Here is a 24,845-nt window from a genome sequence, read left to right as displayed (position 1 = left end):
ACCTCTCGTTCTTTTTTTACAGACTAATCTATTTGAAATGACTAAAGGAGCGGTTAATGTGAAACAGTATTTGAAAGTGGATCCCTGGTCCATTCTGGAAGAATCGTTTGATCCGGCGAATCATGAAATTTCGGAAAGTATCTTCAGCATCGGCAACGGTTATATGGGCCAACGTGCGAATTTCGAGGAGCAATACAGCGGCTCTTCTCTGCAAGGCAGCTACATGGCCGGCGTGTATTATCCGGACAAAACCCGGGTGGGCTGGTGGAAGAACGGTTATCCCGAATATTTTGCCAAAGTGCTGAACAGCACTAACTGGATTGGCATTAACGTATTTGTAGACGGCGTCGCGCTGGATTTGGCCGAATGTCAGGTGAAGGATTTCGTTCGAGAGTTGAACATGAAGGAAGGTTACCTCTACCGCCGCTTTACCGCCGTGATGAAGGACGGCAAGGAACTGGCTGTGGAAGCACTGCGATTCGTCAGCATCGTACGTCATGAGATCGGCGCCATCCGTTACGCGGTAACGCCGCTCAACTTCAACGGGGAACTGCGCTTCGCGCCTTATCTCGACGGCGACGTCATGAATAAGGATTCCAACTATGATGAGAAATTCTGGCTTGAGGTGGAAAAATCCGCCGGTACCGACGTCTCCTACTTAACCGTAAAGACGAAAAAGCTCGACTTCCACGTCACCTCGGTGATGGCATTTGATGTGGAGCAAGGCGGGAAAAGCCTGGAGCTCACCCCTGCGTTCCACGAGCAAGAGAAGTTTGTCTCCGCCGAAGTCGCAGTACCCGCCGTTTCCGGTGAGACGGTAACGTTGTACAAATATGTTGCGAATGTGACCTCCCGCGATCATGGGCTTGGCGAGTTGGTGAAAGTGGGCACGGCCGCCCTGCACTCCGCGAAAGAGGCCGGCTTCGATACGCTGAAGAAAGAGCAAGCAGAAGCTTGGGCGAAGAAATGGGAAATGAGCGACATCATCATCGAAGGTGACGTGGCGGCGCAGCAAGCGATTCGTTTTAATATTTTTCAATTAAACCAAACCTACAGCGGCGAGGACGACCGACTGAACATCGGGCCTAAAGGCTTCACCGGGGAAAAATACGGCGGCAGCACCTACTGGGATACGGAAGCCTATTGCTTGCCATTCTACCTCAGCACGGCGGAGTCGGATATCGCTCGCAATTTGCTGATTTACCGCTATAAGCATCTGGAGAAAGCGAAGGAGAACGCCCGCAAGCTTGGTTTCACAAAAGGCGCGCTCTACCCGATGGTAACGATGAACGGCGAGGAATGCCACAACGAATGGGAAATCACATTTGAGGAGCTCCATCGGAACGGGGCGATCGCATATGCGATTTATAACTACGTTAACTATACAGGAGATAAAGCCTATCTGGGCGAATACGGCCTGGAAGTCCTCGTTGAAATCTCCCGCTTCTGGGAAGAACGCGTGAACTTCTCGCAAGTGAAGGGTAAATACGTGATGCTTGGCGTCACCGGCCCGAACGAATACGAGAACAACGTCAACAACAACTGGTACACGAACCGGATCGCTGCCTGGACGCTCGAATACACGCTGGAAGTGCTGGAAGAGCTCAAAGCCCAAGATGCTGCGCACTATGCGGCGCTTGTGGAGAAGCTGGGGCTTCAAGAAGCGGAAACGAAGCAATGGCAGCACATCATCGACAATATGTATTATCCGTACGATGAGGAGCGCGGCGTGTTCCTGCAGCAGGACGGCTTCCTGGATAAAGAACTGATTCAAGTGAAGGATCTGGATCCGAAGCATCTGCCGCTGAACCAGAACTGGTCTTGGGACCGGATTTTGCGCTCGTGCTTCATTAAGCAAGCGGATGTGTTGCAAGGCTTGTATTTCTTGAGCGACCGGTACGACCTGGATACGAAAAAACGCAACTTCGACTTCTACGAGCCGATGACCGTTCACGAGTCCTCCCTCTCCCCTTGCGTGCATGCGATTCTTGCCTGCGAGCTGGGATACCAGGAGAAAGCCTACGAGATGTACCTGCGCACCGCGCGCCTGGACCTCGACAACTACAATAACGACACCGAAGACGGCTGCCATATCACCAGTATGGCCGGCACCTGGATGGCGATCGTGCAAGGCTTCGGCGGCTTGCGCGTTCACGAAGGCGAGCTGGTGCTGCATCCGTTCATCCCGTCGCACTGGACCTCGTTCTCGTTTAAGGTGATGTTCCGCGGCGCTCGGCTGAAAGTCAACGCCACTGCCGACAGCATCATCGTCACGAACGAATCCGATACGCCAGCAGCGATCCGCATCTACGACCAAAGCTACACGGTTGATGCGAACAGCCAAGTGCAAGCGAAGCGCCAGTAACCTGCGGCGCTGAGCTGAATTTATTGAACCAACCCCCATGGCTTTGCCGTGGGGGTTGGTTTTTGGGGGCGCCCGGCGTTGCGGGGGCCCCAGGGAATAATAACGGTAATAAGTTCCCTTATTTCCGGCGATTGAGCTTCATTTGAACAAATAGCGGTAAAAAATGGCCTTATTTCGGTCCGGCAGGAGCAAAAAGCCCCATTTGGGGGCTCCTGCGGGAGAATAAGGCCATCAAATACCGCTATTTTGTTCAAATGGGGCGGCTACGCGGAAATAAGGGTCAAAAATACCCTTATTTCCGCGTAGCCCGCTAGCGCCCGGCCGATCCTCACCCGGCCGCGGCGCTAAACCAAGGGCAACGGGGCTCGTGCCCCTCGCCCTTGCGCGATTACCGCGGGACGGCGAGGACGACGACGCCGACCCCGCGCACCTCCAGCCGCGCTCCGCCGGCTGGAGGCCCCCCTGCTGCAGCGGGCGACGCCGCTGCAGCTTCACCGCTCGCGCCTGCTTCCAGCGCGAGCACGTGCTCGCCCCCGAACCGGACCTCCCACGGTCCGAGGGCGGGCAGCTCCAGCGACAACGCGCCCGGGTTCGCGTTGTAGAGCACGTACAGGTGGCGGTCTGGATCGCCACCCGCGTGGTCGCGCAGCGTAAACGCCACGGCGTGCGGCGGCGCTGCCTCAAAGCGCAAATGCGCGCGGATCTCGTCCGCCGTCTTCAGGCGGAACGCGGGATGCGCCTTGCGCAAGGCGATCAGGCTGCGCATATAGGACACGTCGTCCTGATGCGCAGCGCAGCGCTCCCAATCGAGCCAGTTGACCTCGATCGGCGATTTATAACTGTTCTCCACGCCGCCCTTCGTGCGCATAAATTCTTGACCGGCGTGGAGGAACGGGATGCCCTGGCTCGTCAGCACGATCGCGGAGGCGAGCCGGTGCATCGCCCGGCGTTCGTCGTCCGAAACGCCCGGCGTGGACAGCTCGATTTTGTCCCATAACGTATGGTTATCATGGCACTCCACATAGTTCACCGATTGAACCGGTTCCACCGCAAACTGCCGGAGCTGGCCTCCGTCATAGTTAATTCCCCCGGCCACGCCGCGCTTCACCCCGTCCTCGAAGCCGTCGCCGGCGCTAATAAAGCCTTTGCGGTCAAAGATAAAAATATCCCCTTTTACCGAGTCCCTCAGCCCGTCGTTAAACATACCGATGCCCGGCAGCTTCCCGGCGTTGTCCTGGTTGGCCCGACGCTCCTTGGGAAGCACCGTCTCCATCATCCAGCCTTCGCCGATCGTCAGGATCGTCGGATCGATCTCGTCCAACCGCCGGCGGATTTCATTCATCGTTTCGATGTCGATCAGTCCCATCAAATCAAAGCGGAACCCGTCAATATGGTATTCCCGCACCCAGTGCAGGATCGACTCAATCATATATTTTCTCATCATCGGCCGTTCCGAAGCGCACTCATTGCCGCAAAATGCCCCGTCCGAGAACGTCCGATCCGACTTGTACCGCAAATAATAACCCGGCACGAGCTTGGTGAAATGAATCAGATACCCGTCATAAACGTGATTGTACACCACATCCATAATCACTCGAAGTCCGCGAGCGTGCAGCGTTTGGATGAGACGTTTCAGCTCAAGGATCCGTGCGGCTGGGTTATACGGGTCCGTCGAGTAAGAGCCTTCCGGCACATTATAATTCTGAGGATCGTACCCCCAGTTGTAATGGGGTTCATCCAGGCGGCTTTCATCCACGCTTTCCTGCGAGTAATCAAAGATCGGCAGCAGTTGCACATGCGTCACGCCAAGTCCGGCAATATGGTCGAGCCCCGTTGGAATGCCGTTCGGCCCGCGAGTACCTTCCTCGGTTAAGCCGAGGAACTTCCCCTTTTCGCGGATGCCGCTTCTCGGGTGAATCGACAGATCTCGAACATGCAGCTCATAAATCACCGCATCCGTCGGCGAAGCCAGCGGAGGCTTCTGATCGTTCTCCCATCCTTCCGGATTGGTGCTGCGCAGGTCGAGGATCGCCGCTTTTTTCCCGTTCACGCCCACCGCTTTCGCGTAAGGATCAACTGCCTCGTTCCACTGCTCCCCAACCTTCACACGATACGTGTAGAATAACCCCCCGCAATCTTCCGGTACCGTTAAGGTCCACGTTCCTTGCACATCCCGCTTCATGGGCAGCTCATTTACCGGCGTCCCGTCCTCGGTTTCGTACAGAATGACTTTGGCTTCGGAGGCGGTGGGGGCCCACAAGCGAAAACGAGTTTGTTCCGGGGTATACACCGCTCCTAAATCATCACCATCGTATACATACAGCTCGTCAAACTTCGCGTCAAATACCGAGATTCCCCCGGTGACCGCCACATCTCCGTAATCGATGGTGCCGTGGAATTCTTTTTGTACTGACAACGTCCTCACTCCAATCCCGTCAAATTCGGCAGCACGTCTTCCGTATAGGTCCGAGGAATTTCCCCAAGCTCTAGGTAAGGGTTAAGTCACTGTGCCCGGTGCAGACATTTCCCGTCAACAATGTTGTCCATGCGCCAAATCCCCGCACCTTCTATGCTCATTCATCATATGGTCGCTTTTCCCCGAAACGTTCCGCAAGCTGGTGGCAGGAACCTGTAATCATCTTCCCCATCAGGTGGTTTCAAATATTCATAGACAACGTGCGCCCTGTTGGTTCTCATTAGCCAATGCTTCTCTTTCCGTTCTCTGAAAAAAACATCTGCGTCCAATGTAGAACCTTTTTTGCGCCTAACGTAAACGTTTACTTTCCTGTATGTGCTGGATTATATCACCGGTGCTAAGACTTGGTCAATCGTTTGCACAAAAGGTGGAATTACACTTGCGGTCGCTTGGTTTACCCCTTTACCGCTCCGGCCGTAATGCCAGCGATAAAGTACCGCTGCAGCAGCAGAAACAGTAAGATAATCGGGACAACAGCGATCAGCGAACCTGCGAACACGATGCCCCATTGCGTCGTATATTGCCCTTGGAAATTGGCCAGGGCAATCGGTAACGTTCTTTTCAGTGGATCATTGATGATGGTTAGTGCCCAGGGGAACTCTTCCCACACGGTCAGCGCGTTAAAGATCGTGGCTGGAACAAATGCCGGCTTGGAGAGAGGCAAAATGATGGAAGCGAATAACGTCCAGGCGCCGCCCCCTTCCATCTCCACCGACTCATCAATGTCACGGGTTATGGAATCGAAAAAGCCTTTAAGCAAGAAAGTTGTAAACGGAATGGCACCTGCGGCGTAGACAACGATAAGCCCCCACCGTGAATCGAATAAACCCAACTGACGAATCAGGACAAACTGGGGAATCAGCAACGTCAAACTTGGGATGACCAAGCCTCCCATAATAATTGCAAAGCTTAGGCTTTTTCCCTTAAAGTCAAACCGCGAGTAGGCAAAGGCTAACATGGAAGACAGCAGAAAGATAAGCGCAAAGCTAGCCAAGGTCACCAGCAAGCTATTCAACAAATATAACGCGAAATTTTGACTTCCCCACGCTTCTCTAAAATTGGACCAGGTCATTTCCGAAGGCAAAAAGCGAGGCGGAAACTCAAATAACAGCGTCATGGGTTTGAGAGCGGTTAGCAGCATATACACTAAAGGGTAAATGGATATCAGTCCGCCCGCGACAAGCAGGGCGTAGATGCAAAATGTTTTCAGCGAGCGCATATGGTTCGCCCCCTATTCCTGTTTGTTCAGACGGAACTGCACAGCCGTTAATCCAGCAATGATCACCGCAAAGACATAGGATAACGCCGATGCGTAACCCAGATCATATTCGGAGAACGCCTTCTGATACATTCTCGTCAACATCACTTCGGTCTGATGCAACGGTCCGCCATTGGTAATGAGGTACACGGATGTAAACACATTAAACGCACCGATAATTAACATCATTTGGATAAAAAACGTCGTGTTTCGAATCGATGGCAGCGTGATATAACGGATCTGGTTCCACGCATTGCAGCCGTCTAAAGAAGCCGCTTCATATTGATCTTTGGGTACCCCTTGCAGCGCGGCCATGTAGATAACCATCGCCCAGCCAACCCCTTTCCAGATCCCAAGGGCTCCGATCACGATCAAGGCTTTTCCCGGTTCACTTAACCAACTGATCGTCCGGTCCGTCAGATGAAGGATATCCGTAATGGCATAATTCAAAAAGCCCTGATCGGCAAAAACGTATTTAAATATTAACGAGGCAACGACCCAAGACGTAATGACCGGCAAGAAGTAAAGCACCCGAAACGTCTTGGTACCGGGGCGATTCTGATAAAGTGCATAGGCGACCAGAAAACCCAAAATCATTTGGCCGGGTACAGAAATGATCCCGTAGATAAAAATATTTCGTATCGAAATCCAGAACACTTCATCCCCGAACACATGCTTATAGTTATCCCATCCCACAAATTCAAGATGATTTATGTTCGTGAGCCGAAAATCATAAAAGCTGTAGATCAAATTCCGGATCAACGGGTAGAGAATAAATAAGGCAAAAAATAAAAATCCGGGCAAAAAGAACAAGTATCCGGCTGCTCCGTTTTTTTTGCGCATGTCATGTTGACTCCTTCGTAAAAGGGAGCGCCTCCCGTACGGAAAACGCTCTCCTGATAATGGACTACTCCTTCAACAAAGCATCGATGGCACGGACTGCCGCATCCAGCTCCGTTTTTACATCCGCATCCGTCATGAAAATTTTACTCATCGCATCATTAATCACGCCGTCGATTTGCGGCCAAGCACTAACCGGCGGGCGAGCTTTAGCCGTCTTCAACTGTTCAAGAAACGGTGGATAATAATCGATCGCCTTGACATCGGCATTCTCCATTGAGGCGAGGTTAACCGGAATTTGTCCGATCTTGCCCATCTCGATCTGAGCCTCTTCCGACACCATGAACTTCACGAATTTCCAGGATTCCTCCTGCTTGTCTTTACTAAAGATCCCGATATCCTCTCCGCCCAACACCTGAATGGAGCCCGCCGATCCCGCCGGAAAAGAAGCCATTTCGACGTCGAAATCAGGGAATTGCGATTGGAACTGAGCCACCGCCCACGGGCCTTCCGCCATCATGGCATAGCTTCCGCTCGCATGACCTTCCGTAACCGCTACATCTCCCGGCTTAAATCCGGAAATTTGACCGGCGTTGTAGGCGTCTTTAAGTTTCGTCAAAATTTCTACCGAAGCTGGGCTATTCAAATAACCGTCAGCCGTTGTGAAGTCAGGCGAGAGTACATCCCCACCGTTGCTCCAAATCCACGGTAAGACGTTCCAGCCTTGAAGGGCCGGTTCACCGAATCCCCAGCTTTTTTCATACTTACTTTTGATTTTACCCAAAGCTTCAAAAAACTGTTCCGTGGTTTCAGGCGCTTGCTCTACACCGCTTTGCGACAGCATCTCCTTGTTCCAGAACAACACCTTGGTATTCGTATTGAGAGGAAGTCCGTAATAGTGATCGCCTACCTTCGCTGTAGACAGCGGGCCTTCCAGCAAGCTGCCGGCAACCTCGTCAAAATCTTCAAATGCGTCTAACTGTTGCAGCAACCCGCTTTTCTGGAACTCCGGCACCCAGATAATGTCCAACCGGGCTACGTCCGGCAAATCGCCAGCGCTGCCGCTGATCTGCAGCTTCTTATGCAGGTCTTCCCAAGTAAAGGCAACAGGGTTAACTTTAATCCCGGGATTCTCCTCCTCAAATTTCGGAATAAGCACCTCTTTTAACGTCTTCTCTTCCGGAGATGCAGTACTGTAGTGGTGCCAGAACGTTATAGTGACCTCCTTGCCCGGCTTCGCATCCGAGCTTGTCCCGTTCGCCGTCTCTTGCTTCCCCTTGGAACCGCAGCCCGCCAAAACCAGGGTCACGGCGAGTAAAATCGGCAATAGCCTGCTCCATTTATTTATCATAGATTGATCTCCTTAATTCTGTTTTTGGAAAAGAATCGTATCTCCGGGACCGATGAATTCAGGCAAGTTCCCGGTATCCTGCGAATGATCCATTGTATAAGCGCCAATCAAGTCAAACTGCTTCATCACGACGTCCAAAGCTTGCCGGTCCTGCGAAAAATTGATTAAAAGCACCGCTTCTTTGGTTTCGGTGTAGCGCCGAATGACGTAACACTCCGAGTCTTCCCGGTATCTAAGCTCCGTGTTGCCGTGCTGCAGTACCGGATCGGTTGTTTTACGCCGAATCCAGGTGCGGAACTCTCTTAACAACTGCGGTTCGGCCTCGACGAGCTGCCAAGGCATGCTCCCGCGGCAGCCTGGGTCATTCTCCCCGGTCATTCCCAGTTCGTCCCCGTAATAAACGGTAGGATTCCCCGGCAGGAAGAATTGAAGGGCCAGCAGTTGCTGTAGTTTGCTTTCATCCTTCCCGCAACGCGTCAAGATTCGTTCCGTGTCATGGCTTCCTAGCAGGTTAAACATTTGATTTAGTTCAGCCAAGGAATAACGATGGAGTAAACTCACAAGTCTGGAATGGAACTCCGCAAGCAGGATGGAACGATCCAGACAGTAATCGAACAGAATCGTTCGCAGCTCATAGTTCATCACGCTGTCCACGCCGCCAGACGCCATCAGGCGCTTGGCATCATCCCAGATTTCTGCAATAATGATAGCGTTAGGATTTAATTTCTTGACACAGGATTTCAGCTCCCGCAAAAAGCTGATTTCCACCTCATCTGCGACATCGATTCTCCAGCCGTCGATGCCCGTCTCCTTCTGCCAAAAGGAAACGATATCGTATACGTACTGCTGAACTTCGGGATTCGATGTCCGCAGCTTAGGCATCCATTGATAATAACCTACAGAATCGTAACCGTCTTCGCTTCGGTGAACCGGGTACCGGTTAATATAGAACCAATCTTTATATACCGAAGCTTCTCCTTTTTTCACGACGTCCTGAAAATATGGATGATAGAACCCGCAATGATTGATTACCAGGTCGAGAATCACCTTGATATCGCGTTCGTGGCATTTTTGGACAAGCTCTTGCAGATCTTGTACCGTCCCGAATTGCGGATCGATTTGAAAGTAATCCACGGTGTCATATTTGTGGTTCGACGTAGCCGCAAATATCGGATTTAAGTACAGCGCATTAATGCCAAGCCCGCTCAGGTAATCCAATTGCTTGATGATTCCTTGAAGATCACCTCCCATATAATTGTCCCGCGTTGGCACGCTCCCCCAAGGTTCCACAGATTCCGGATCATTCTCGGGATCACCGTTACAGAAACGTTCAGGGAAGATTTGATACCATACACGGTTCCCAATCCATTCCGGAGAGTTCACCATGTCGCGATCTCCCGCATAGGCATACGAATAGCTGCCTCTGGTTCCTTCCGTCTTACATAATCCCTCAGCACCCAGCCAGTAGGATTCCCCCTTTGCAGCAAACTCGAATTTATATTGAAGGTACCGAATGCGAGATTCCATACCCGTCAATATCGTGCGATAGTACTTAAATTCCCCCGATTCCGCCCATAACGTCATCGCTTGCTTCCGAATACCATACTCCGGCTTATATTTATTCCAATAGTTTAGCGTGACTTGATTCGCATCAGCAGGGAGCTTTAGGCGAACTTCCAATTCATTCAGAGAAATTAGGGTAGCATCTACTACCGGATCGTGATACAAATATTGGGTCATCAACTTATTACCTCATTATGTTTAGTTTGTTCGATCATTTACCGATTTGCGTTGGAATCGAGATAAACGGCGGTACCCCCGATTCTTTATTCATCCGCGAAAACAGCATTTGCGCCGCTTGCTTCCCCATCATTTCCAGATCGATTTCTACGAAATGCACCGGGTATTTCAAGTATTTGGACATCGGAAAGCTGTCAAATGTAGCTAAAGCCAGCTCGGCCAAGAGAGGATTACCGTTCTCCCAGTCCAAGATTTCGAAAAGCTGTTCATGCGTACAGCAGATCAGAGCATCGGGCCGTTGCGCTTCCGATCCAGAGCGAGGGGAATCGTAAAGCTTTTTCAAAAAATCGGCATGCTCGATCACTTGAGGTTCCAAGTGGTGTTGACGCATCGCTTCATGGTAGCCGTTCAGGCGATCACCCAGAAATTTGTCCCTCTTGGCGGCTGATCCGCCGGCATAAATCATGATGTTGCGACAGCCCAAATCGATTAGATGCTCGGTCAGAATCCGACCAGCCTGAACATTATCGATATCTACCCAAGGTGCGTCCGCTTGCTTCAGCGTATTTTCGCCGGATACGACAAACGGCATGTCATGTTTGGTTAGCAATTCATAATTCCGCTCATTAAGCAGCGTATTGGGGATAATGACACCGTCAACCCGGCGCTCAACCACCACCCGCTCGAATGTTGATCTGCCGTTCTTCCCATCATGATCGCTCATCATCAGAAACATGTGATCGTGATTGTATACGACCTCTTCAATCCCTTGAAGGACTTTGTAAAAATACGGGTTAGCATAGGCCTGTTTATTGGTGTAATCAAAACAAAAGCCGACCGTAAACGTCTTCTTCGTCGCCAATCCGCGCGCAATAGAGTTGGGGACATAGTTATACTGCTTCATGATGTCTTCGACTTTCTTCCGAGTTTTCTCGGAAATGTTCCGATTCCCGTTGATCACCCGGGATACGGTCGCCTTGTTAACACCCGCCAAAATCGCAATTTCTTGAATAGTTATCTTAGACACGATTGATCTCTCCTTAATCTGCAACCGGTTGCATAACTCATTATACAAAACGCTTTCATTCTTGGCAAGCCTGGTTTTTTTAACGAACGAAGGCAAAAAAGCCGCTCAGGCATCTACTCTATCCTGAGCGACTTTTCTATTCCAAGATCTACAAGCTAAGCCGCCACTCCCCCGATATACTCCAAATCCTCCAGCATCAGATTCGCGAAGCTCTGCTTCATGGTTAATCCGCTTTGGACGCTGATCGTGATCTTCAGCGCCTTGAGCCTGATATCGCGCTCCAATGGAGTTTTGGCCTTTTGCAGTGTGGCGATCTGGGCTTGCAAGCTGGTTGCCGCCCCATTGGTTAAGAAGCAGCCGCGGTCTTTGCCCAAATCCACCAGCTCATTTAAATGGGCGATGTCGATGGTTACTTGGAATGTAAATTCCACCGACGCGGTATGTCCCGCTGCATCCGTTGCTTGGACCGTCAGCTTGTGCGTACCAACCGATAAAGAGAAGGGAACGATTTCGGCTACGCCCGTGATGCTGCGTCCGTCAAGCCGGTAAGCCGTTGATTTCGGTCCGCTGACCGCGTCATTTACGGCGATGTTGAAAGGAACACTTGGGGCAACTTGGAGCACTTGGTAATCCCCTGTAAACGTCACTTCTGGTGCCAGACGATCTACATTAATATACAGGGTCTTCGGCGCTTCCTCGTTACCTGCCCGATCCACGGAGCGGTATTCGATCGTATACTTCCCGTCGTTTGACAGTGTAAAAGGCTCAGCATACTGAATCCACTCCCCGCCGTTCACCCGATACTCCGTCCGTTCCAAACCGCTGCCGCCTTGATCCTCTGCGTTGAACGTAACCGTAACTTCCGTCTGATTATAGACATCTGCGCCCTCCTTCCCTGCGACATCGCGTTCCGTCACCGGAGCCGTCAAATCCGCTTCGGTGGTGCTCGGCACGACATCAGCCAAGGCCAGCGGCTTCAACTGGTAGGTTCCTCGATAGACGGAGGCAACCCCGCTGATATCCACAGACGTACCTTCCGGGTACAGCGCCAAAAAGGCATCCATCGTCACTCCGGTGCGGCCGTCAAACCGCACCCGTGTCGTGCTGCCGTCTTCGCGGACGGCATTAAATTCAAGAGAACCCGCCGGAGTCGCAGCAACGACATCCTGCACCACTACGTTGGTCAAGGTGATCATCTGTCCTTGATTCGCCTCCGTCACCGCATCCTGAACCTGCGGCTGCGGCAGCGGAGCTGTCCCCAGCTTCTCGATCAGCACCGGATTCTCCAGCTCAACTTCCCCGTTGTACAACGTACGGGTTGCGCTGATACGGATAAGGTCACCGGCATGATAACCCGCTGCTGTTTGGAAGACGTAAATGCCTCCCGTTTCATCCTGCAAATAGAAGCCTTGACCGCCAAACACACCCGGTTCGGAAGTAATCACCCCCTGAACCGTGACGACCGTCCCTTCCGCCGCCTCACGTGCTGCGGCAATTGTGCCCAGCTCCGGCACCGGCGGATGATCGCCTGGCAACGGCTCGGCATCCACATTCGCGATCTCGACCTGCTTCGTGAGTTCATTCGCGCTGCCTTTTTTCAAACGTAAGTTAGCGCTTGAGGCCGTTACCCCCGGCTTCAGTTGCACGGTCAAATCCTTGGACGCATGCCCCAGGGCATCGCCCGTCAACGAAAACGCCGGGCTGTAATTGTAATCCGACCAGCTGCCGTCCGCATTCTTGAACCGGGCGATCTGTTCACCGCCGGCCAAGTAGATGCCTACCCGCAAATCGGACACCGTCTGTCCCGGCGTTAAGCCGTCTGCGGTCACGCGGATTTGGAATTCCTGCTGGCTTGGCAGCTGTGCTTGATGGACGAAGGCAAACGTTGGCTCCGTTTCCGGTGCTTGCGACGAGCCGTACGAACCCGGCTTAAACGTAGCCGGATCATACCATTTATATCCGGGGGCCGGCTGCGCCCACGGCTCTGGCTGCGGTTCGGTGGTGGCGGCCGGCTCCTCATCTGCGTCCAGCGCAGTTGGCGTATCCAGCACCAGTCCCGGCACCTGATCAAAAGAGGTGTAGCTCTCGTCATGCGCCAGCCATTTCACCGTTTGCACCAGGAACAAGCCGTCGTCCACTTCCTTGAAGCCGTCATAGGTCGTTTTCTTTTGGCCGTTTTCTTCCCGTACATACTTCGGGGTTGCGTCTTCAACCGGCGAAGAGTCACCGATAAAAGCGGCTTTACCGAGACCCAGCTTGGCGATCGCCGCATAAGGGCCTTCCGCCCGACCGCCGCCATTATAGACGCCTTCGTCAACGGCATTGCCCCATGCCGGAACGCCAGTCGGGACATAGACAAGCCCTTTGGCTTTGTTCGGATCGAGAATCGCTACGGTTGACCCGGCATGCATGGCGACAGCTTCCACTCCCGCCGTGATACCAAAAGATTGCGACGGGCTGACGATATCCGTTGCATTGACGTCGCCCAAGGCGTTATAGCGGAAGCGAACGCCAAAATTGTCAGCTAACCAGTCGGAGCTGCTCACCCCATGCATCGCTGGAGAATTGGCCTCTTCAGCCGTCATCCCTTTGGCTGGATTTTCGTATGCCCCGCGGCGATAGCCGTTAAATACCTCTGAGGCGTCCCAGCGGTTCTTGTTACGGTCAGCATTATAATGGTCGGAGATGAAAAATACGGCGCCGCCATTTTCCACGTACTGCTCCAAAGCCTCCTGCTCAGCTGCCTTAAACGGAATGTTCGCTTCAGGAATCACAAAGACGTCATAAGGCTCTAATGCCTCGTAGGTAATGGCCGTTTCCCCAAACGTATACGGCATCGGGCGTTCCAGCGACTCTACCGTAAAACCGACCGCCCGCAGCCCATCGGTAAAGTCGGAAAACCCGCCATCGATAACCCAATCCGCTGCGCCGGCGGTTTGGCCGTGGGCGTTGTCAAACAGCACCTTTTTGCCGGTGCCGTCCGGAAGCTGCGGGATGTCGCCCGGATCCGGATCTTGACCAGGGTCCTCACCGGGATCCTCGCCAGGCTCTTCTCCAGGATCTTCACCCGGATCTCCCGGCTGGTCCCATAATGAAATCGCGGTTACGCTTTTTAATCCAGCAAAATTGTTGTACGCCGCCAGCGACCCCGATACGATCACCGACTTCCCGATCAAATCCGGGTTGCTTTGAAGACCAAACTCCGCTCTGAAACTGGAAGGAATCTGTACGTCGATGAGCTTCGTTTTGTCCTGTTCCCCGGCCGTATCGGCAATCAGGAAGTTAAAATCGTTGCCGAAGGGCGCTTCAAAATCCGCAGTAAGCGATCCCGTCGCATGGCCCACAATGATGCCGTCCACTTCCACTGCTTCGCCGCTGTTCCCCTTGGCGATCGCTTCAGCGACGCTGAGCGGAGCGGCAGCGATCTGCAGCAAGGCCTCTCCGCTGTTCGATACTGCGTTAAGCTGCGCGCCTGCCCCGGCCCGCGATACATCGACCGTTAAATCGGCAGGCTGGGCTGCCGCCTGTGGTGCCCATCCCGGCAGACCGGTTACGACCAATGCGCCGGCTAATAAGAAACCTAACCATTTCTTGCGCCAAGCGTTCGCCTTGCCCTTACCCATAAATCATCGATTCCTCCCCATGCGCTTGATTTTTATTGGACTACCTCCTCATCATACTTATTTTAAAATTGAACATTATTTCCTTTCGATTAAAATTATGTAAAATCATTCCGCCGAAGCATGAACATCAACGATTCACGAAGAACAAAAAACGGGCACTGCCCCCGTTTCAAGGACTGTACCCGTAATCTTATGTGCCCCTTACACTCCCGCTTTCTCGATCATTCCGCGGGCGATCCATACTCCGGCCGCTCCCGCCTGGGCTAAGCCGCGGGTAATCCCCGCGCCGTCACCGCCGCAGAACAAGCCGCTGATCTCCGTTTCCAGCGATTCGCTCAGCTTCGGACGGGCCGAATAGAACTTCGCCTCCACCCCGTAGAACAACGTATGCTCCGAAGCAATCCCCGGCGTCACTTTATCGAGCGCCTCGACCATCTCGATCAGGCTCTTCATCGTATTGTACGGCAATACCAGGCCGAGATCGCCCGGCACCGCTTCCTTGAGCGTTGGCTCCAGGAAGCCTTCGGCAATCCGCGCAGCTGTGGAGCGGCGTCCGCGCAGGATATCGCCGTATTTTTGCACGATGACCCCGCCGCTCGACAAATCGTTGGCCCGCTGGCAAATTTCCCGCGCATACTCGTTTGGTTTATCAAACGGTTCGGTAAACCGATGCGATACGAGCAGCGCGAAGTTGGTATTCTGCGAACCAAGCGCCGGATCTTTGAAGGAATGACCGTTGGCCGCCATCACGCCGCTGTGGTTCTCGACGACGACATGTCCGGAAGGATTGCTGCAGAACGTGCGCACTCGCGTGCCAACCGATGTATTAAAAATAAACTTGCCCTCATACAAATGCTCGTTGATCTCCCGCATCACCACATCGGAAGTTTCCACACGAACGCCAACGTCCACCTGATTGTTCGTCATCTTCAGCCGGCGTTTCTTAAGGATCTCGGTCAACCAAGCGGAACCGTCCCGGCCTGGAGCTACCATCACCAGATCGGCTTCGTACGTTTCGCCGTTCTTCAGTGTGATCCCGCGGACTTGGTGGCTTCCATCGATTTTTTCCGTGATCAGGTCTTCGACTTCTGCCTTGAACAGCATATCAATGCGCGTGTTGAGATATTCGTAGATCGATTTCAGGATTTCCAGATTCTGCTCGGTCCCCAGGTGCCGCACCTGCGCCCGCAACAGCTTGAGCCCGGCGGCGTATCCGCGTTGTTCGATCTGTCGGACCGCTTCCGTCATCGGATCGGTGATGGTGGTTGTCGCCCCGTGCTCCAAGTTGATCGCATCGACATATTTAATCAAATCCAGCACCTTGGACGGCGCGATATAATCGCTCAGCCAACCGCCGAATTCCGTCGTGATATTAAATTTCCCGTCGCTGTAGGCTCCGGCACCGCCAAATCCAGCCGTGATCGAGCAGGCCGGCAAGCATCCGGCAAACTCCTTGCGCCCGGCCGCAGGCGGGCAAAGCGTAATCTTCTCCTCCAAGATTGGGCAACGGCGGCGGTAGATATCATGCCCCTTGTCCACCAGAAGCACCTTCCAATGCGGCGCTTTCCGGGTCAGTTCGTAACAGGCGAAAATCCCGGCAGGGCCGGCTCCCACTACAATGACATCGTATTTGCTCATCTGTATCCTCCTGAGGTGATTATCATTCACATCATAAACCAAAAAATTCCTGACCTCTTCATAGGTATGCGAATGCACCCTATTCGTAGTCAGGAATTTATGGTTCCTTGTAGAGACCCTCAATCCATATTATTGAGGATATACGAACTTGTTCTTTAATCTATGGACTTGTTTGTGTTTTGGAACAACCTGAGTATAAGCGGGATAAACGGATAAGTCAAGCCTAATTTAAATTTAATATTCGTGTTTTTCACCAAAACAAAAGAAAATAACGTGGGTTTTTTCACGACGGCTGCTAAAAACACGAACATTAACACCAAATCCGCCCCGCGAGCGGGTTCGCATGAACGGGATAGTTTATTGTATAATAGTGATAAGATTCACGCCATTATATTAAATTATCGAGGAGTAGATGCATCGAATGGACAGTGACAGGTATTTGGTTTTAAATGTGGTTTTGGTCGTCATTCTTATCGCGTTAACGGCGTTTTTCGTCGCGGTAGAATTTGCGATCGTTCGGGTCCGGGGCAGCCGGGTCGACCAGTTTGTGGCGGAAGGACGGAAGGGTGCCGTCGCCGTCAAGCAGGTCACCTCCAACCTGGACGGATTTTTATCGGCTTGCCAGCTCGGAATTACGATCACCGCGCTGGGACTCGGATGGCTGGGTGAACCAACGGTGGAGCGCATGCTGCATCCATTGTTCCATAGCCTGAAAGTACCTGAGACTGTTGGCAGCGCGCTTTCGTTTATTATCGCGTTTGTCGTCATCACGTATTTTCACGTTGTTGTGGGTGAGTTGGCCCCTAAGACCGTGGCAATCCGCAAAGCCGAAGAAATTGCCATGATTACAGCCAAACCTTTGATTCTTTTTACGAAAGTCATGCGCCCTTTCATCTGGGCCCTAAACGGTTCGGCCAACCAGCTCGTGCGCTTGTTTGGCATTAAGCCGGCCTCCGAACATGAGGAAGCGCACTCGGAGGAAGAACTGCAGATCATCATTAACGAGAGCTTCGAAAGCGGCAAAATTAACCAAAGCGAATTTGGCTACGTGAATCGGATATTCGCATTTGATAATTTGCTCGCCAAGGAAATCATGGTACCTCGCACCGATATGGTGTGTTTATATACGGACAAGACGCGGCAGGAGAACTTGGAGATCATCCGGGAACAGCAATACACCCGTTTTCCGGTTGTTGATGGCAGCAAGGATAACGTCATCGGAATCGTAAATACGAAACAGTTCTTCTTGGCTTATGATCACAATCCAAATCTGGATTTTTCCGCTTTGCTGCAGCCGGTGATGGCCGTCTCCGAAGTAACTCCAGTGAATGAGTTGCTGAAGAAGATGCAGAAGGAAGGCACCCATATGGCGATCCTGATCGACGAATACGGAGGAACCGCTGGTCTGGTTACACTGGAGGATATTCTCGAGGAGCTTGTCGGGGAAATCCGCGACGAATTCGATAAAGAAGAGGAAGATCCGATCGTCCAGCTCGACGAATCGCATGTGGTTGCCCTCGGCACGGTGACGGTGAATCAGATCAACGAAGTGCTGCTAACCGACCTGAGCACGGAGGAAGTGGATACCATTGGCGGCTGGCTCTACGGCAGAAACCCGTCTATGGATGTCGGAGACACGCTGGAGCATGAGGATTTAACCTTCACATTGCTGGAGAAGGAACCGCATCGCTTTAAGAAACTCGAAATCGTCAAACACAGTTCCTAATGAAAAAAAGAACGCGAGCAAGCAGAGTAAATCTCTGCAGGCTCGCGTTTTTTGCGTCTAACCGCTAGGTCGATCCGGAGCACACCTGCTTCGCCTTACCGCGCAAGGCGCCGCCGCAGCTCCGCCACCTCCTCGTCTCCCGGCAGCTCTTCCCCATACCTCGTTTCATAGTACAGTTGGAGCAACGGATCAACTGCAGCTTCCAGCTTGATCTCTTCCACCAATTCCTTTGGGGTCAAATAGGGCTTGAGCGAGACCCCCCGCTGACGTTCCTTCCGCAAAAATAGTCGGTACAAAAAGCGGACGCGCTCTCGGTTATCCCTCATGTCCTCCCAACGTTCGGCTGGCTTCCCGGTACGCAGCAGGCGGGCGCCAATCCTGCGCCAGCCTTGCAGTGCCGATTCCCAAGTCAATAAACTCGTCTCCTCGTCGCGGTAAGCAGCTGGCTCCGGCGCGGCGCTTTCCCGGCGCAGCAAGTTGAGCAGGCGACTGATCGCTTTGCGCCAGTAACCCCCGGCGTTCTTATACAGCCAATACAGGACGAAGCCCAGCAGTGCCGCCAGGAGCAAGCCGCCAAACACATAAAACGCATAGTTCAAAATTTCCGACAGCAACCCCGGTTCCTGGGGTTCCGCTGGCAGCATCGGCTCCTGCGGCGGAGTTACCGCTTCCGGCTCTTCCGTCGGCGGAAGCACAGGCTCCTGCGGACGGGTTAACCAACGCACGATCGCTTGAAGCAATCTCCACAGCAGGCTGCCGATCCAGCGACCAACGCCGGCCGCCAACAACAAAGCGGCAACAACGATCACGCCGACAAATAAGCGGTTATGGCGGCGGAGACCAGCAGGCAGCCGCTCTCCCGAGTCACCGGATTGCGAACTGTAGCACAGAAACTGATGGTTCGTCACGAACAGAGCCGTGGCCAAGTTGATTACGCCGGCCCAGGTGATGAGCGGGACCGTCGCTTGAAGCGCTTCGATTCGCGGGAAGAAGATTCCCGCTAAGAAATAGAGGCCAAGCCCAACCCAGTACAGCCGAAAATGGCGCTGGCGATTCCGAACCGTCAGCCCTTGCAGCGAGCAAAACACCCCGGCGGCAAACAGCGCCACCGTTTGCAACAGCGCAACGACGGTGGAGGCTAGCGCGGGCGTCTGGCCGGCCGATGCGGCGTTACCGAAGCCAAGCGCGCTCGCGCCCCCCGCCCAAGCGAAGGCGGCCGCGGTATACACCGCGCCAAAGGCGAGGGCCGCAGCCCCGCGCTGCCACAGCTTACGCAGCCGGGTGCCAAGCAGGACGCCGGCCAGCGAGAGCAACGGCAGCAGGCCAAGTCCCGCGACCGGAAGCTCCGGCGGCCGAAGGAACGACGCGAACAAGATCCATGCCGGCAGCAGCAGCACGTATTCCATCAGGCAGGTGAGGCCAAATCGCAGAGCCTGCACCAGGTAAGCGGATTCATTTTGATGCGGGTCTGCGTATTCGCCCTTGTCGTTCATCCCGTCATCCCTCCCGATATGTTCCTCCGATGGCCGGCTCCGGACCCTATTCCGACACCTATCCGAACGAAAAGCTCTCCTTCTTCTAGATTCATCATATCACAGAGGAGGGGGCTGCGGGCGTCGTTTATCCGAGGCTCCCCCCAAAAAAGAAGACCGATGGTTCACTGTAGTTGGTTCGCTGGATGAGCAGTGGATTTTTTCTCGCTTCCATTTCGAATTCCATCATCTCTACTAATCCATTATATAGCGAATATCGCGGCTCCCACCAGAGGATCTCCCGAACTTTGCCGTTATCAAGCACACTCTGGTCAATATCCCCCGGCTGGGCGGGACGGAATTGCGGCTGCACATGGCGGCCGGATATCTCCGATAAGACCCCCAACGCCTCCAGAATAGAGATACCGCGCCCGCTGCTGACATTTATAATCTGACTGCCTTCGCATCGCAGCGCCTGCACGTTCGCCTCTGCGATATCGCCTGATTGAGCAGCACCCCGCCGTCCATCGCCTTCGTGCCGCGCCAAGCCGCTTGATCATAATAGGCTTGGCTCCGGTTCCAGCGGAGGGTCATGTTGACGTGGCTCAGCTTACCGAACCGGTGCTCCGCCAACGCCGCCCGGAGTGCCTGCATCGCCGGCCGATAGCGGTTCGGATGAACGACCGTCGCCTTGACGCCGCTCACGCGAACAGCTTCCCGCAGCTGCTCCGCCTCCGTCAGGCTTAACGTCACCGGCTTCTCCAGCACGAGATGCTTGCCCTCCCGGAGCGCCTCAAGCGCCAGCGGCGCGTGCAGCCCGCTGGGCGTGCAGATGCAAACCGCGTCAATCTCCGGCTGCCTCGCCAGCATCGTGCCCAGGTCCGGATAGGCCGTAGACGACGTGACCGCCCGCAGTTCCTTGAGCCGGTCCGGATTCGGATCGCATATGGCGACCAGGCGGGCTCCTTCCGTTTTTTCAATCGCGCCGACATGCTTGTAAGCAATATGTCCGCAGCCCGCGATGGCGAAATTCATCATTTGGCGGCCCTCCCTATATATTTCTTCTCAATCCGAACCAGGGCGTCGCTAAGCTCCGAGTAATCCTCCGGCAAGGGTCGCCGCGCTTGGCGGTTTCTCTTGTTGCGGATATGGCAGGCATCCAGGATCAGCGCCAGGCTGAGTCCCCCGAACAAGCCTACGAAGCCGGCGAGCGCGATGTTCAGCGCTTTACGCGGGCTGACCGGCTTCTTGGTCTCCTCCAGGCTGGCGTAATCCAGAATCGAAACGTTAGCTGCGGCCACAATCTCCTTGGATTTGGCGATAAACGTCTCGGCGAAGGCGTTGGCGATCGCGACAGTCTGCTTCGGGTCGTCTCCCGTATAGGACAGCATGATGACCAATGTCCCCGGATCGGTGCGGACCTTGATCTTTTTCAGCAATTGAATGACCGTGTCAGGGGTGGAGACTTGCTTCTTGACCTCGGAGGCGATATAGCGGCTTTGAATCGTATCCTCATACGTTTTGGTCAGCATTTGGCTGGCTAGAAACTCGTTGTATGTACTCGATTCCGGATTCGAGGCGATATTGGCGACCAGACTCACATTCGCCCGGTAGGAGGGAGTCACCACTTCGTTCAGAAGCACAGCCAGTCCGACGCATGCCGCGATGACGAGGGAAAAAGCGAGAAGATGTCGTCGAACGGCATTCCACACATCTACCATATCCATAGTCGTTCACCTCATTCGATTAATGCCTGCAAGCTTCGGTTCTCAGTAAATCCCGCGGCTTCCTCCGGGATTGCCGCTGCCAGTTTCCCCGCTCCCGCTAACACTCGTTCTCCAAGCTCCTCCATATTCAGGCTGATCATTCCGTATTGCTCGGCCAAATGGCGATAATGGCGGATTACCGCTTCCAGCGAGCGGAATAATTCCTCGTCCGCCGCGTTGTAAGGATGAAGCCAGAGATGATACACTTGCCCCTGCCGGGCAGCCTGGGTCATTCCGTCCTTGATCCGCTTCAATCGAAGCGGATCAAGCCGCCGAAGCAACCCCGGCGGGGTCCGGAAGAAGAAGCTTGCCGGCAGATTGATCGGCAGCCGAGGTGAGATCAAGTCCACGGAGTAAGTGTGGTGCCCGGTCAGGTTCAAGTAGCTGTCTGCCAGCCGCAGCGCCCGGCGGAACCAGGGATCGGACGTCGAATAGCCGCCGCGGTACAGCGAATGTCGGGGATTCCCCCGGTACGTCTTGAACCCGAGCTCCGGCAGTCGGTGCAGATACCGGCGGCGCAGCTGGTTGCGCGGAAGCACCAGGCTTTGAAGGGATATCCCCTTTTGTTCGGCTATGGCTACGTTTGCCTGCAGGTCGCTGTAAAACTCGTCTGCGGTTTGGCCTTTCTCGCTGCAGTAATAATGGGAAAACGTATGGGAGCCAATCGCTTGACCCGGAGTCTGGCGGATTCGCTCGATCAGCGTTGCGGCAAAGGAAGAAGGGTCCTCGGCTTCCCCGTCCCCAACCGCACCGGCTTCAATCTCGGCGTAAGGGGACAGTCTGTTGTCGGCATAACTAGGTTTGAGCTTCGGCAGCCCGGCCAACAGTTCACGTCGATTTTCGAAAAACAACAGCCCCACCGTGGCCCACGTCGCATGAACGCCGGACGTCCGGAACAACTCTAACATGCGAGGAATCCATTCCCTCTCTCGCAACCATTTCGCTCCATACTCCGCTTTGGTATAAAGGTCGCGAACACCCCAATATAACTCGAAGTCGAGCGAAACAACCAAAATGCCCGCTTCCTCCGCCAATGTTCTCACCTCTTTCGGGTCAAGCGATGGCTTCTACCGTCTACCAAGTTGATTGCTATACCGTTTTATATTCAGGTTTTTGCTGTTTTAGTAGCTTATTTTTAAAAAATCCCTCCGCGCAGAAGGATCCTCTATCGAGCCACCACATTCGAATTGGTTGACGAAGAGGTTTTCACTTTAAAGGTGGACGCCGTAATTTGGTTCCCCGTGCAGACGATGTTCTTTTGCGTGTACCCGCGCAGATACGTCGTCAGGTCAATCCCGCCCCCCTTCAGCATCCGGATGACGTTGCTTTCAATCCGCCCATTCTCCGCATTTTGCCAGGTCCAGATCCCGCGTTCGCCGTGATTTAACGTATTGCCCCGAATGACGAAATCGCGGATATTTCCAAGCCGGATCGCGGTCGTGCCTTTGATCTCGCTTTGGCTGCCCATGGTGACGGAATTCCCTTGAATGGTCACGTTGTCGACGACCGGTCCGGCCCCAACCTCGATGGCGGCATAGAAGCTGCCGCCCCCTGCGATTTGGTTCCCTTCCACAACGCAATCCCCGCCATAGATGCTGATCGCCGAATACATATCCGGGGCTAAGCGGCCCTGATCCGCCCCCTTATAATAGTTGTTGTTTCGATACGGGTTGTTGATCGTATTGCCGCGGATCGTGACGCCTTTCGCAAACACCTTCACCGCCCGTTTAGCACATTCATCAAAGCGGTTACCGACAATCGAGCTGCCAACCCCCGAGGCGCGGTTCTCCTCCATGGCCGGGTCCTCATAATAAATCCCGTCTCCGTCGTCCGCTGGCCCAATCTGATGAATATAACAGCCGGTGATCGAGACTTGCCAAGCGGCCCGTTCCTTGCTGCCCCAGGTCGTGGTGACATAAATCCCCCGAGCGACAAGACCGGCTGCGCCCATGTTCCGAGCGATAACGTCCGCAACCTCGGTTCCCTGGATCATAATCGATTCAGTGTTCCCCAACACCACGATGCCTGACACAACGCCCGTATTATACTCGCTGCGCCGGTCACTGCTATGAGTCGCCCCTTGGACGAGCAGCCCTTGGACGTTCACCCGCGAACTTCCCCCGGCGATCGTAAGCACCCGGTTCACCCGCCGATTGCCGTCCAGGACAATTCCAGTCAACAGGATGTTACTCCCCGACACCCGCATCAGTTCCCAACCAAAGCTGCTGGACGCTGCACGGATGATCGAGGTATGTCCGTCGCCCTTCACGGTGGTGTTCCCGCCAACTTTTAACGTTTTGGCCGGATTGACCAGGTAAACCCCCTTGGGAAAATAAACCGTATCCCCGGTAGCCGCCGCCTGGTTGAACGCTTTCTGAATCGCCGCGGTGTCGTCCGTCACTCCGTTGCCTTTTGCACCAAAATTCGTTACTACAATCATGATCTCACCTCCTTTGAGTTGGTTGATATATATAATGCCAAGTCTTTATGGAGGGAGCGGCAGTTGCCTTGATCTGCGCTGCGCGCCTTTTTCACATATTCTCATGGACGAGATCATAGGTTGGCAGTAAGGCATGGTCTGCCTTTAATAATGAAACCAGAGGTAATCGTATGGATGATCGTAATGAAGTGGAAAAATGGGCGGAATTTCACACGCGAAAATGGGGCTGCCGCGCACACCTGGCCCGTTGGGAAGCTCCTAATTCGCCAGCGCGGGGGGAGGGATTGTTATTTTTCAACCGGAGAGGCCACTTGTATTTACCGCCCTTGAATCCTTACCACCCCTTCGTCTTTCACCCGACGCCGACAGATAAGCCGTATAAGCTGACCCGGCAATGGCACGAGGTGGCCAAAGCGATGATTCCGGATTTGCGGAAGGTCCAGCGCAGCGCGAGCTTCGTCTTTCCACCTGGTATTGCCGATATTCGTCCGTTTGTATGGAGCGGTTTTATCGCCGAGGTGAAATATACATACATCGTGGAGCTCCCCTACGAGATAGACCAGGCCAGCACGGAAATCCGGGCAAAAATCAAAAAAGCGACCGCCGCCGGCTACTGGACGGCGCTGACGCAGGACATGGCCGAGGTATATCAGTGCTTGCAGGGCACGGAAACGCGGCAGGGCTTCAGCCACCACCTCACGCAGCAGGATCTTGAGCTGGCCCAAAGTCTGCTCGGGGATCAAGCCTTCCGCGCCTATGTCTGTTATGCGCCGAATGGAGAGCCGGTCAGCACCAGTGTAGTTGTATCGTTGGATGGCCGCCGTGCCTTCGGCTGGATCGCAGCCAGCAAAACGGAACATCTGAACCTCGGCGTGGTTCAGCAGTCGCAAAGCTTCGCCCTTCAGGATTTATCTGACCTGGGCTTCGCCGAATTTGATTTCGCTGGGGCCAATCTCCCGACGGTCGCCTATTCCAAAACCAATTGGGGAGGCCGGGTCACCCCGTACTACCTTATACGGTCGCCGGGATTAAAGGAGATTTTCCGGGCGGGACGCGACTGGATGCGGTTTGTACGCAGATCCCGACAGCCCCTGTAGGTGAGATGAATCGAGCAGCCTGATTT

Annotated in this window: 17 protein-coding genes and 1 riboswitch; of the genes, 3 read left to right on the top strand and 14 right to left on the bottom strand. The window is 53.9% G+C overall.

Annotation, left to right across the window (positions count from 1 at the left end):
- Positions 1-58: 58 nt before the first annotated feature.
- Positions 59-2,365 carry a glycoside hydrolase family 65 protein gene (locus tag ACL02P_RS20260; protein ID WP_412837975.1) on the top strand — a complete coding sequence of 769 codons (2,307 nt, stop codon included), beginning with the start codon at positions 59-61 and terminating at the stop codon, positions 2,363-2,365.
- A gap of 388 nt (positions 2,366-2,753) precedes the next feature.
- Here the strand turns inward: ACL02P_RS20260 and pulA are convergent, their stop codons facing one another.
- From pulA to ACL02P_RS20220, 8 genes are all read right to left on the bottom strand, one after another.
- Positions 2,754-4,781, bottom strand: coding sequence for a type I pullulanase (gene pulA / locus ACL02P_RS20255; protein WP_412837974.1), 2,028 nt, complete (start codon positions 4,779-4,781; stop codon positions 2,754-2,756).
- Between the two features lie 454 nt (positions 4,782-5,235).
- On the bottom strand, positions 5,236-6,060 hold the full coding sequence (locus ACL02P_RS20250; protein WP_009223929.1) for a carbohydrate ABC transporter permease: 825 nt from the start codon (positions 6,058-6,060) through the stop codon (positions 5,236-5,238).
- A 12-nt stretch (positions 6,061-6,072) separates the two neighbouring features.
- A complete protein-coding gene (locus tag ACL02P_RS20245) occupies positions 6,073-6,942 on the bottom strand; it encodes a sugar ABC transporter permease (RefSeq protein ID WP_323078845.1) in 870 nt (289 codons plus the stop codon).
- Between the two features lie 64 nt (positions 6,943-7,006).
- Positions 7,007-8,290 (bottom strand): extracellular solute-binding protein, encoded by a 1,284-nt coding sequence (locus ACL02P_RS20240; protein WP_412837973.1) that lies wholly within the window; start codon positions 8,288-8,290, stop codon positions 7,007-7,009.
- A 12-nt stretch (positions 8,291-8,302) separates the two neighbouring features.
- Positions 8,303-10,030, bottom strand: a complete 1,728-nt coding sequence (locus tag ACL02P_RS20235; RefSeq protein WP_260070506.1) for a glycoside hydrolase family 13 protein — start codon at positions 10,028-10,030, stop codon at positions 8,303-8,305.
- Positions 10,031-10,064: 34 nt separating this feature from the next.
- The gene (locus tag ACL02P_RS20230) at positions 10,065-11,057 is read right to left on the bottom strand and encodes a LacI family DNA-binding transcriptional regulator (protein ID WP_260070507.1); all 993 of its coding nucleotides are present in this window, start codon (positions 11,055-11,057) and stop codon (positions 10,065-10,067) included.
- A gap of 155 nt (positions 11,058-11,212) precedes the next feature.
- Positions 11,213-14,680, bottom strand: a complete 3,468-nt coding sequence (locus ACL02P_RS20225) for an OmpL47-type beta-barrel domain-containing protein (RefSeq protein WP_412837972.1) — start codon at positions 14,678-14,680, stop codon at positions 11,213-11,215.
- Positions 14,681-14,881: 201 nt separating this feature from the next.
- On the bottom strand, positions 14,882-16,318 hold the full coding sequence (locus tag ACL02P_RS20220; protein WP_009223923.1) for an NAD(P)/FAD-dependent oxidoreductase: 1,437 nt from the start codon (positions 16,316-16,318) through the stop codon (positions 14,882-14,884).
- Between the two features lie 66 nt (positions 16,319-16,384).
- Positions 16,385-16,484: riboswitch (purine riboswitch) on the bottom strand.
- Positions 16,485-16,739: 255 nt separating this feature from the next.
- Here ACL02P_RS20220 and ACL02P_RS20215 point away from each other — a divergent pair.
- Positions 16,740-18,044, top strand: a complete 1,305-nt coding sequence (locus ACL02P_RS20215; protein ID WP_036644407.1) for a hemolysin family protein — start codon at positions 16,740-16,742, stop codon at positions 18,042-18,044.
- Positions 18,045-18,139: 95 nt separating this feature from the next.
- On the opposite strand, the gene ACL02P_RS20210 is transcribed toward ACL02P_RS20215, so the two are convergent.
- The 6 genes from ACL02P_RS20210 to ACL02P_RS20185 all read right to left on the bottom strand — a co-directional run bounded on the left by ACL02P_RS20210 (position 18,140) and on the right by ACL02P_RS20185 (position 23,722).
- Positions 18,140-19,537 carry a DUF4129 domain-containing protein gene (locus tag ACL02P_RS20210; protein ID WP_009223921.1) on the bottom strand — a complete coding sequence of 466 codons (1,398 nt, stop codon included), beginning with the start codon at positions 19,535-19,537 and terminating at the stop codon, positions 18,140-18,142.
- A 127-nt stretch (positions 19,538-19,664) separates the two neighbouring features.
- The gene (locus tag ACL02P_RS20205) at positions 19,665-19,922 is read right to left on the bottom strand and encodes a hypothetical protein (protein ID WP_412837971.1); all 258 of its coding nucleotides are present in this window, start codon (positions 19,920-19,922) and stop codon (positions 19,665-19,667) included.
- 38 nt (positions 19,923-19,960) lie between these two features.
- A complete protein-coding gene (locus ACL02P_RS20200; RefSeq protein ID WP_412837970.1) occupies positions 19,961-20,554 on the bottom strand; it encodes a Gfo/Idh/MocA family protein in 594 nt (197 codons plus the stop codon).
- Complete coding sequence (locus tag ACL02P_RS20195; protein WP_323078812.1) at positions 20,551-21,243, bottom strand: YveK family protein; 693 nt, start codon at positions 21,241-21,243, stop codon at positions 20,551-20,553. The genes ACL02P_RS20200 and ACL02P_RS20195 overlap by 4 nt, the downstream gene beginning before the upstream one ends.
- Positions 21,244-21,254: 11 nt before the next feature.
- Positions 21,255-22,316 (bottom strand): polysaccharide deacetylase, encoded by a 1,062-nt coding sequence (locus tag ACL02P_RS20190; RefSeq protein WP_412837969.1) that lies wholly within the window; start codon positions 22,314-22,316, stop codon positions 21,255-21,257.
- A gap of 131 nt (positions 22,317-22,447) precedes the next feature.
- Positions 22,448-23,722: a glycosyl hydrolase family 28-related protein gene (locus tag ACL02P_RS20185; protein ID WP_412837968.1), complete on the bottom strand. Its 1,275-nt coding sequence runs from the start codon at positions 23,720-23,722 to the stop codon at positions 22,448-22,450.
- Positions 23,723-23,892: 170 nt separating this feature from the next.
- Between ACL02P_RS20185 and ACL02P_RS20180 the strand changes: the two genes are divergently transcribed.
- Positions 23,893-24,819: a GNAT family N-acetyltransferase gene (locus tag ACL02P_RS20180; RefSeq protein ID WP_260070524.1), complete on the top strand. Its 927-nt coding sequence runs from the start codon at positions 23,893-23,895 to the stop codon at positions 24,817-24,819.
- The last annotated feature ends 26 nt before the right edge of the window (positions 24,820-24,845 follow it).

Source organism: Paenibacillus sp. MB22_1 (assembly GCF_047200555.1).
Lineage (GTDB): Bacteria > Bacillota > Bacilli > Paenibacillales > Paenibacillaceae > Fontibacillus > Fontibacillus phoenicis.
The sequence above is the reverse complement of the archived record's forward strand: the minus strand, read 5'-3'. Positions and strand labels throughout refer to the sequence as shown.

Bases quoted from the DNA above. Each gene is read 5' to 3' on its own strand.
- ACL02P_RS20225 (WP_412837972.1), bottom strand. From the start codon at position 14,680: ATGGGTAAGGGCAAGGCGAACGCTTGGCGCAAGAAATGGTTAGGTTTC.
- ACL02P_RS20195 (WP_323078812.1), bottom strand. From the start codon at position 21,243: ATGGATATGGTAGATGTGTGGAATGCCGTTCGACGACATCTTCTCGCT.
- ACL02P_RS20200 (WP_412837970.1), bottom strand. From the start codon at position 20,554: ATGATGAATTTCGCCATCGCGGGCTGCGGACATATTGCTTACAAGCAT.
- ACL02P_RS20245 (WP_323078845.1), bottom strand. From the start codon at position 6,942: ATGCGCAAAAAAAACGGAGCAGCCGGATACTTGTTCTTTTTGCCCGGA.
- ACL02P_RS20215 (WP_036644407.1), top strand. From the start codon at position 16,740: ATGGACAGTGACAGGTATTTGGTTTTAAATGTGGTTTTGGTCGTCATT.
- ACL02P_RS20185 (WP_412837968.1), bottom strand. From the start codon at position 23,722: ATGATTGTAGTAACGAATTTTGGTGCAAAAGGCAACGGAGTGACGGAC.
- ACL02P_RS20220 (WP_009223923.1), bottom strand. From the start codon at position 16,318: ATGAGCAAATACGATGTCATTGTAGTGGGAGCCGGCCCTGCCGGGATT.
- ACL02P_RS20235 (WP_260070506.1), bottom strand. From the start codon at position 10,030: ATGACCCAATATTTGTATCACGATCCGGTAGTAGATGCTACCCTAATT.
- ACL02P_RS20180 (WP_260070524.1), top strand. From the start codon at position 23,893: ATGGATGATCGTAATGAAGTGGAAAAATGGGCGGAATTTCACACGCGA.
- ACL02P_RS20240 (WP_412837973.1), bottom strand. From the start codon at position 8,290: ATGATAAATAAATGGAGCAGGCTATTGCCGATTTTACTCGCCGTGACC.
- ACL02P_RS20250 (WP_009223929.1), bottom strand. From the start codon at position 6,060: ATGCGCTCGCTGAAAACATTTTGCATCTACGCCCTGCTTGTCGCGGGC.
- ACL02P_RS20210 (WP_009223921.1), bottom strand. From the start codon at position 19,537: ATGAACGACAAGGGCGAATACGCAGACCCGCATCAAAATGAATCCGCT.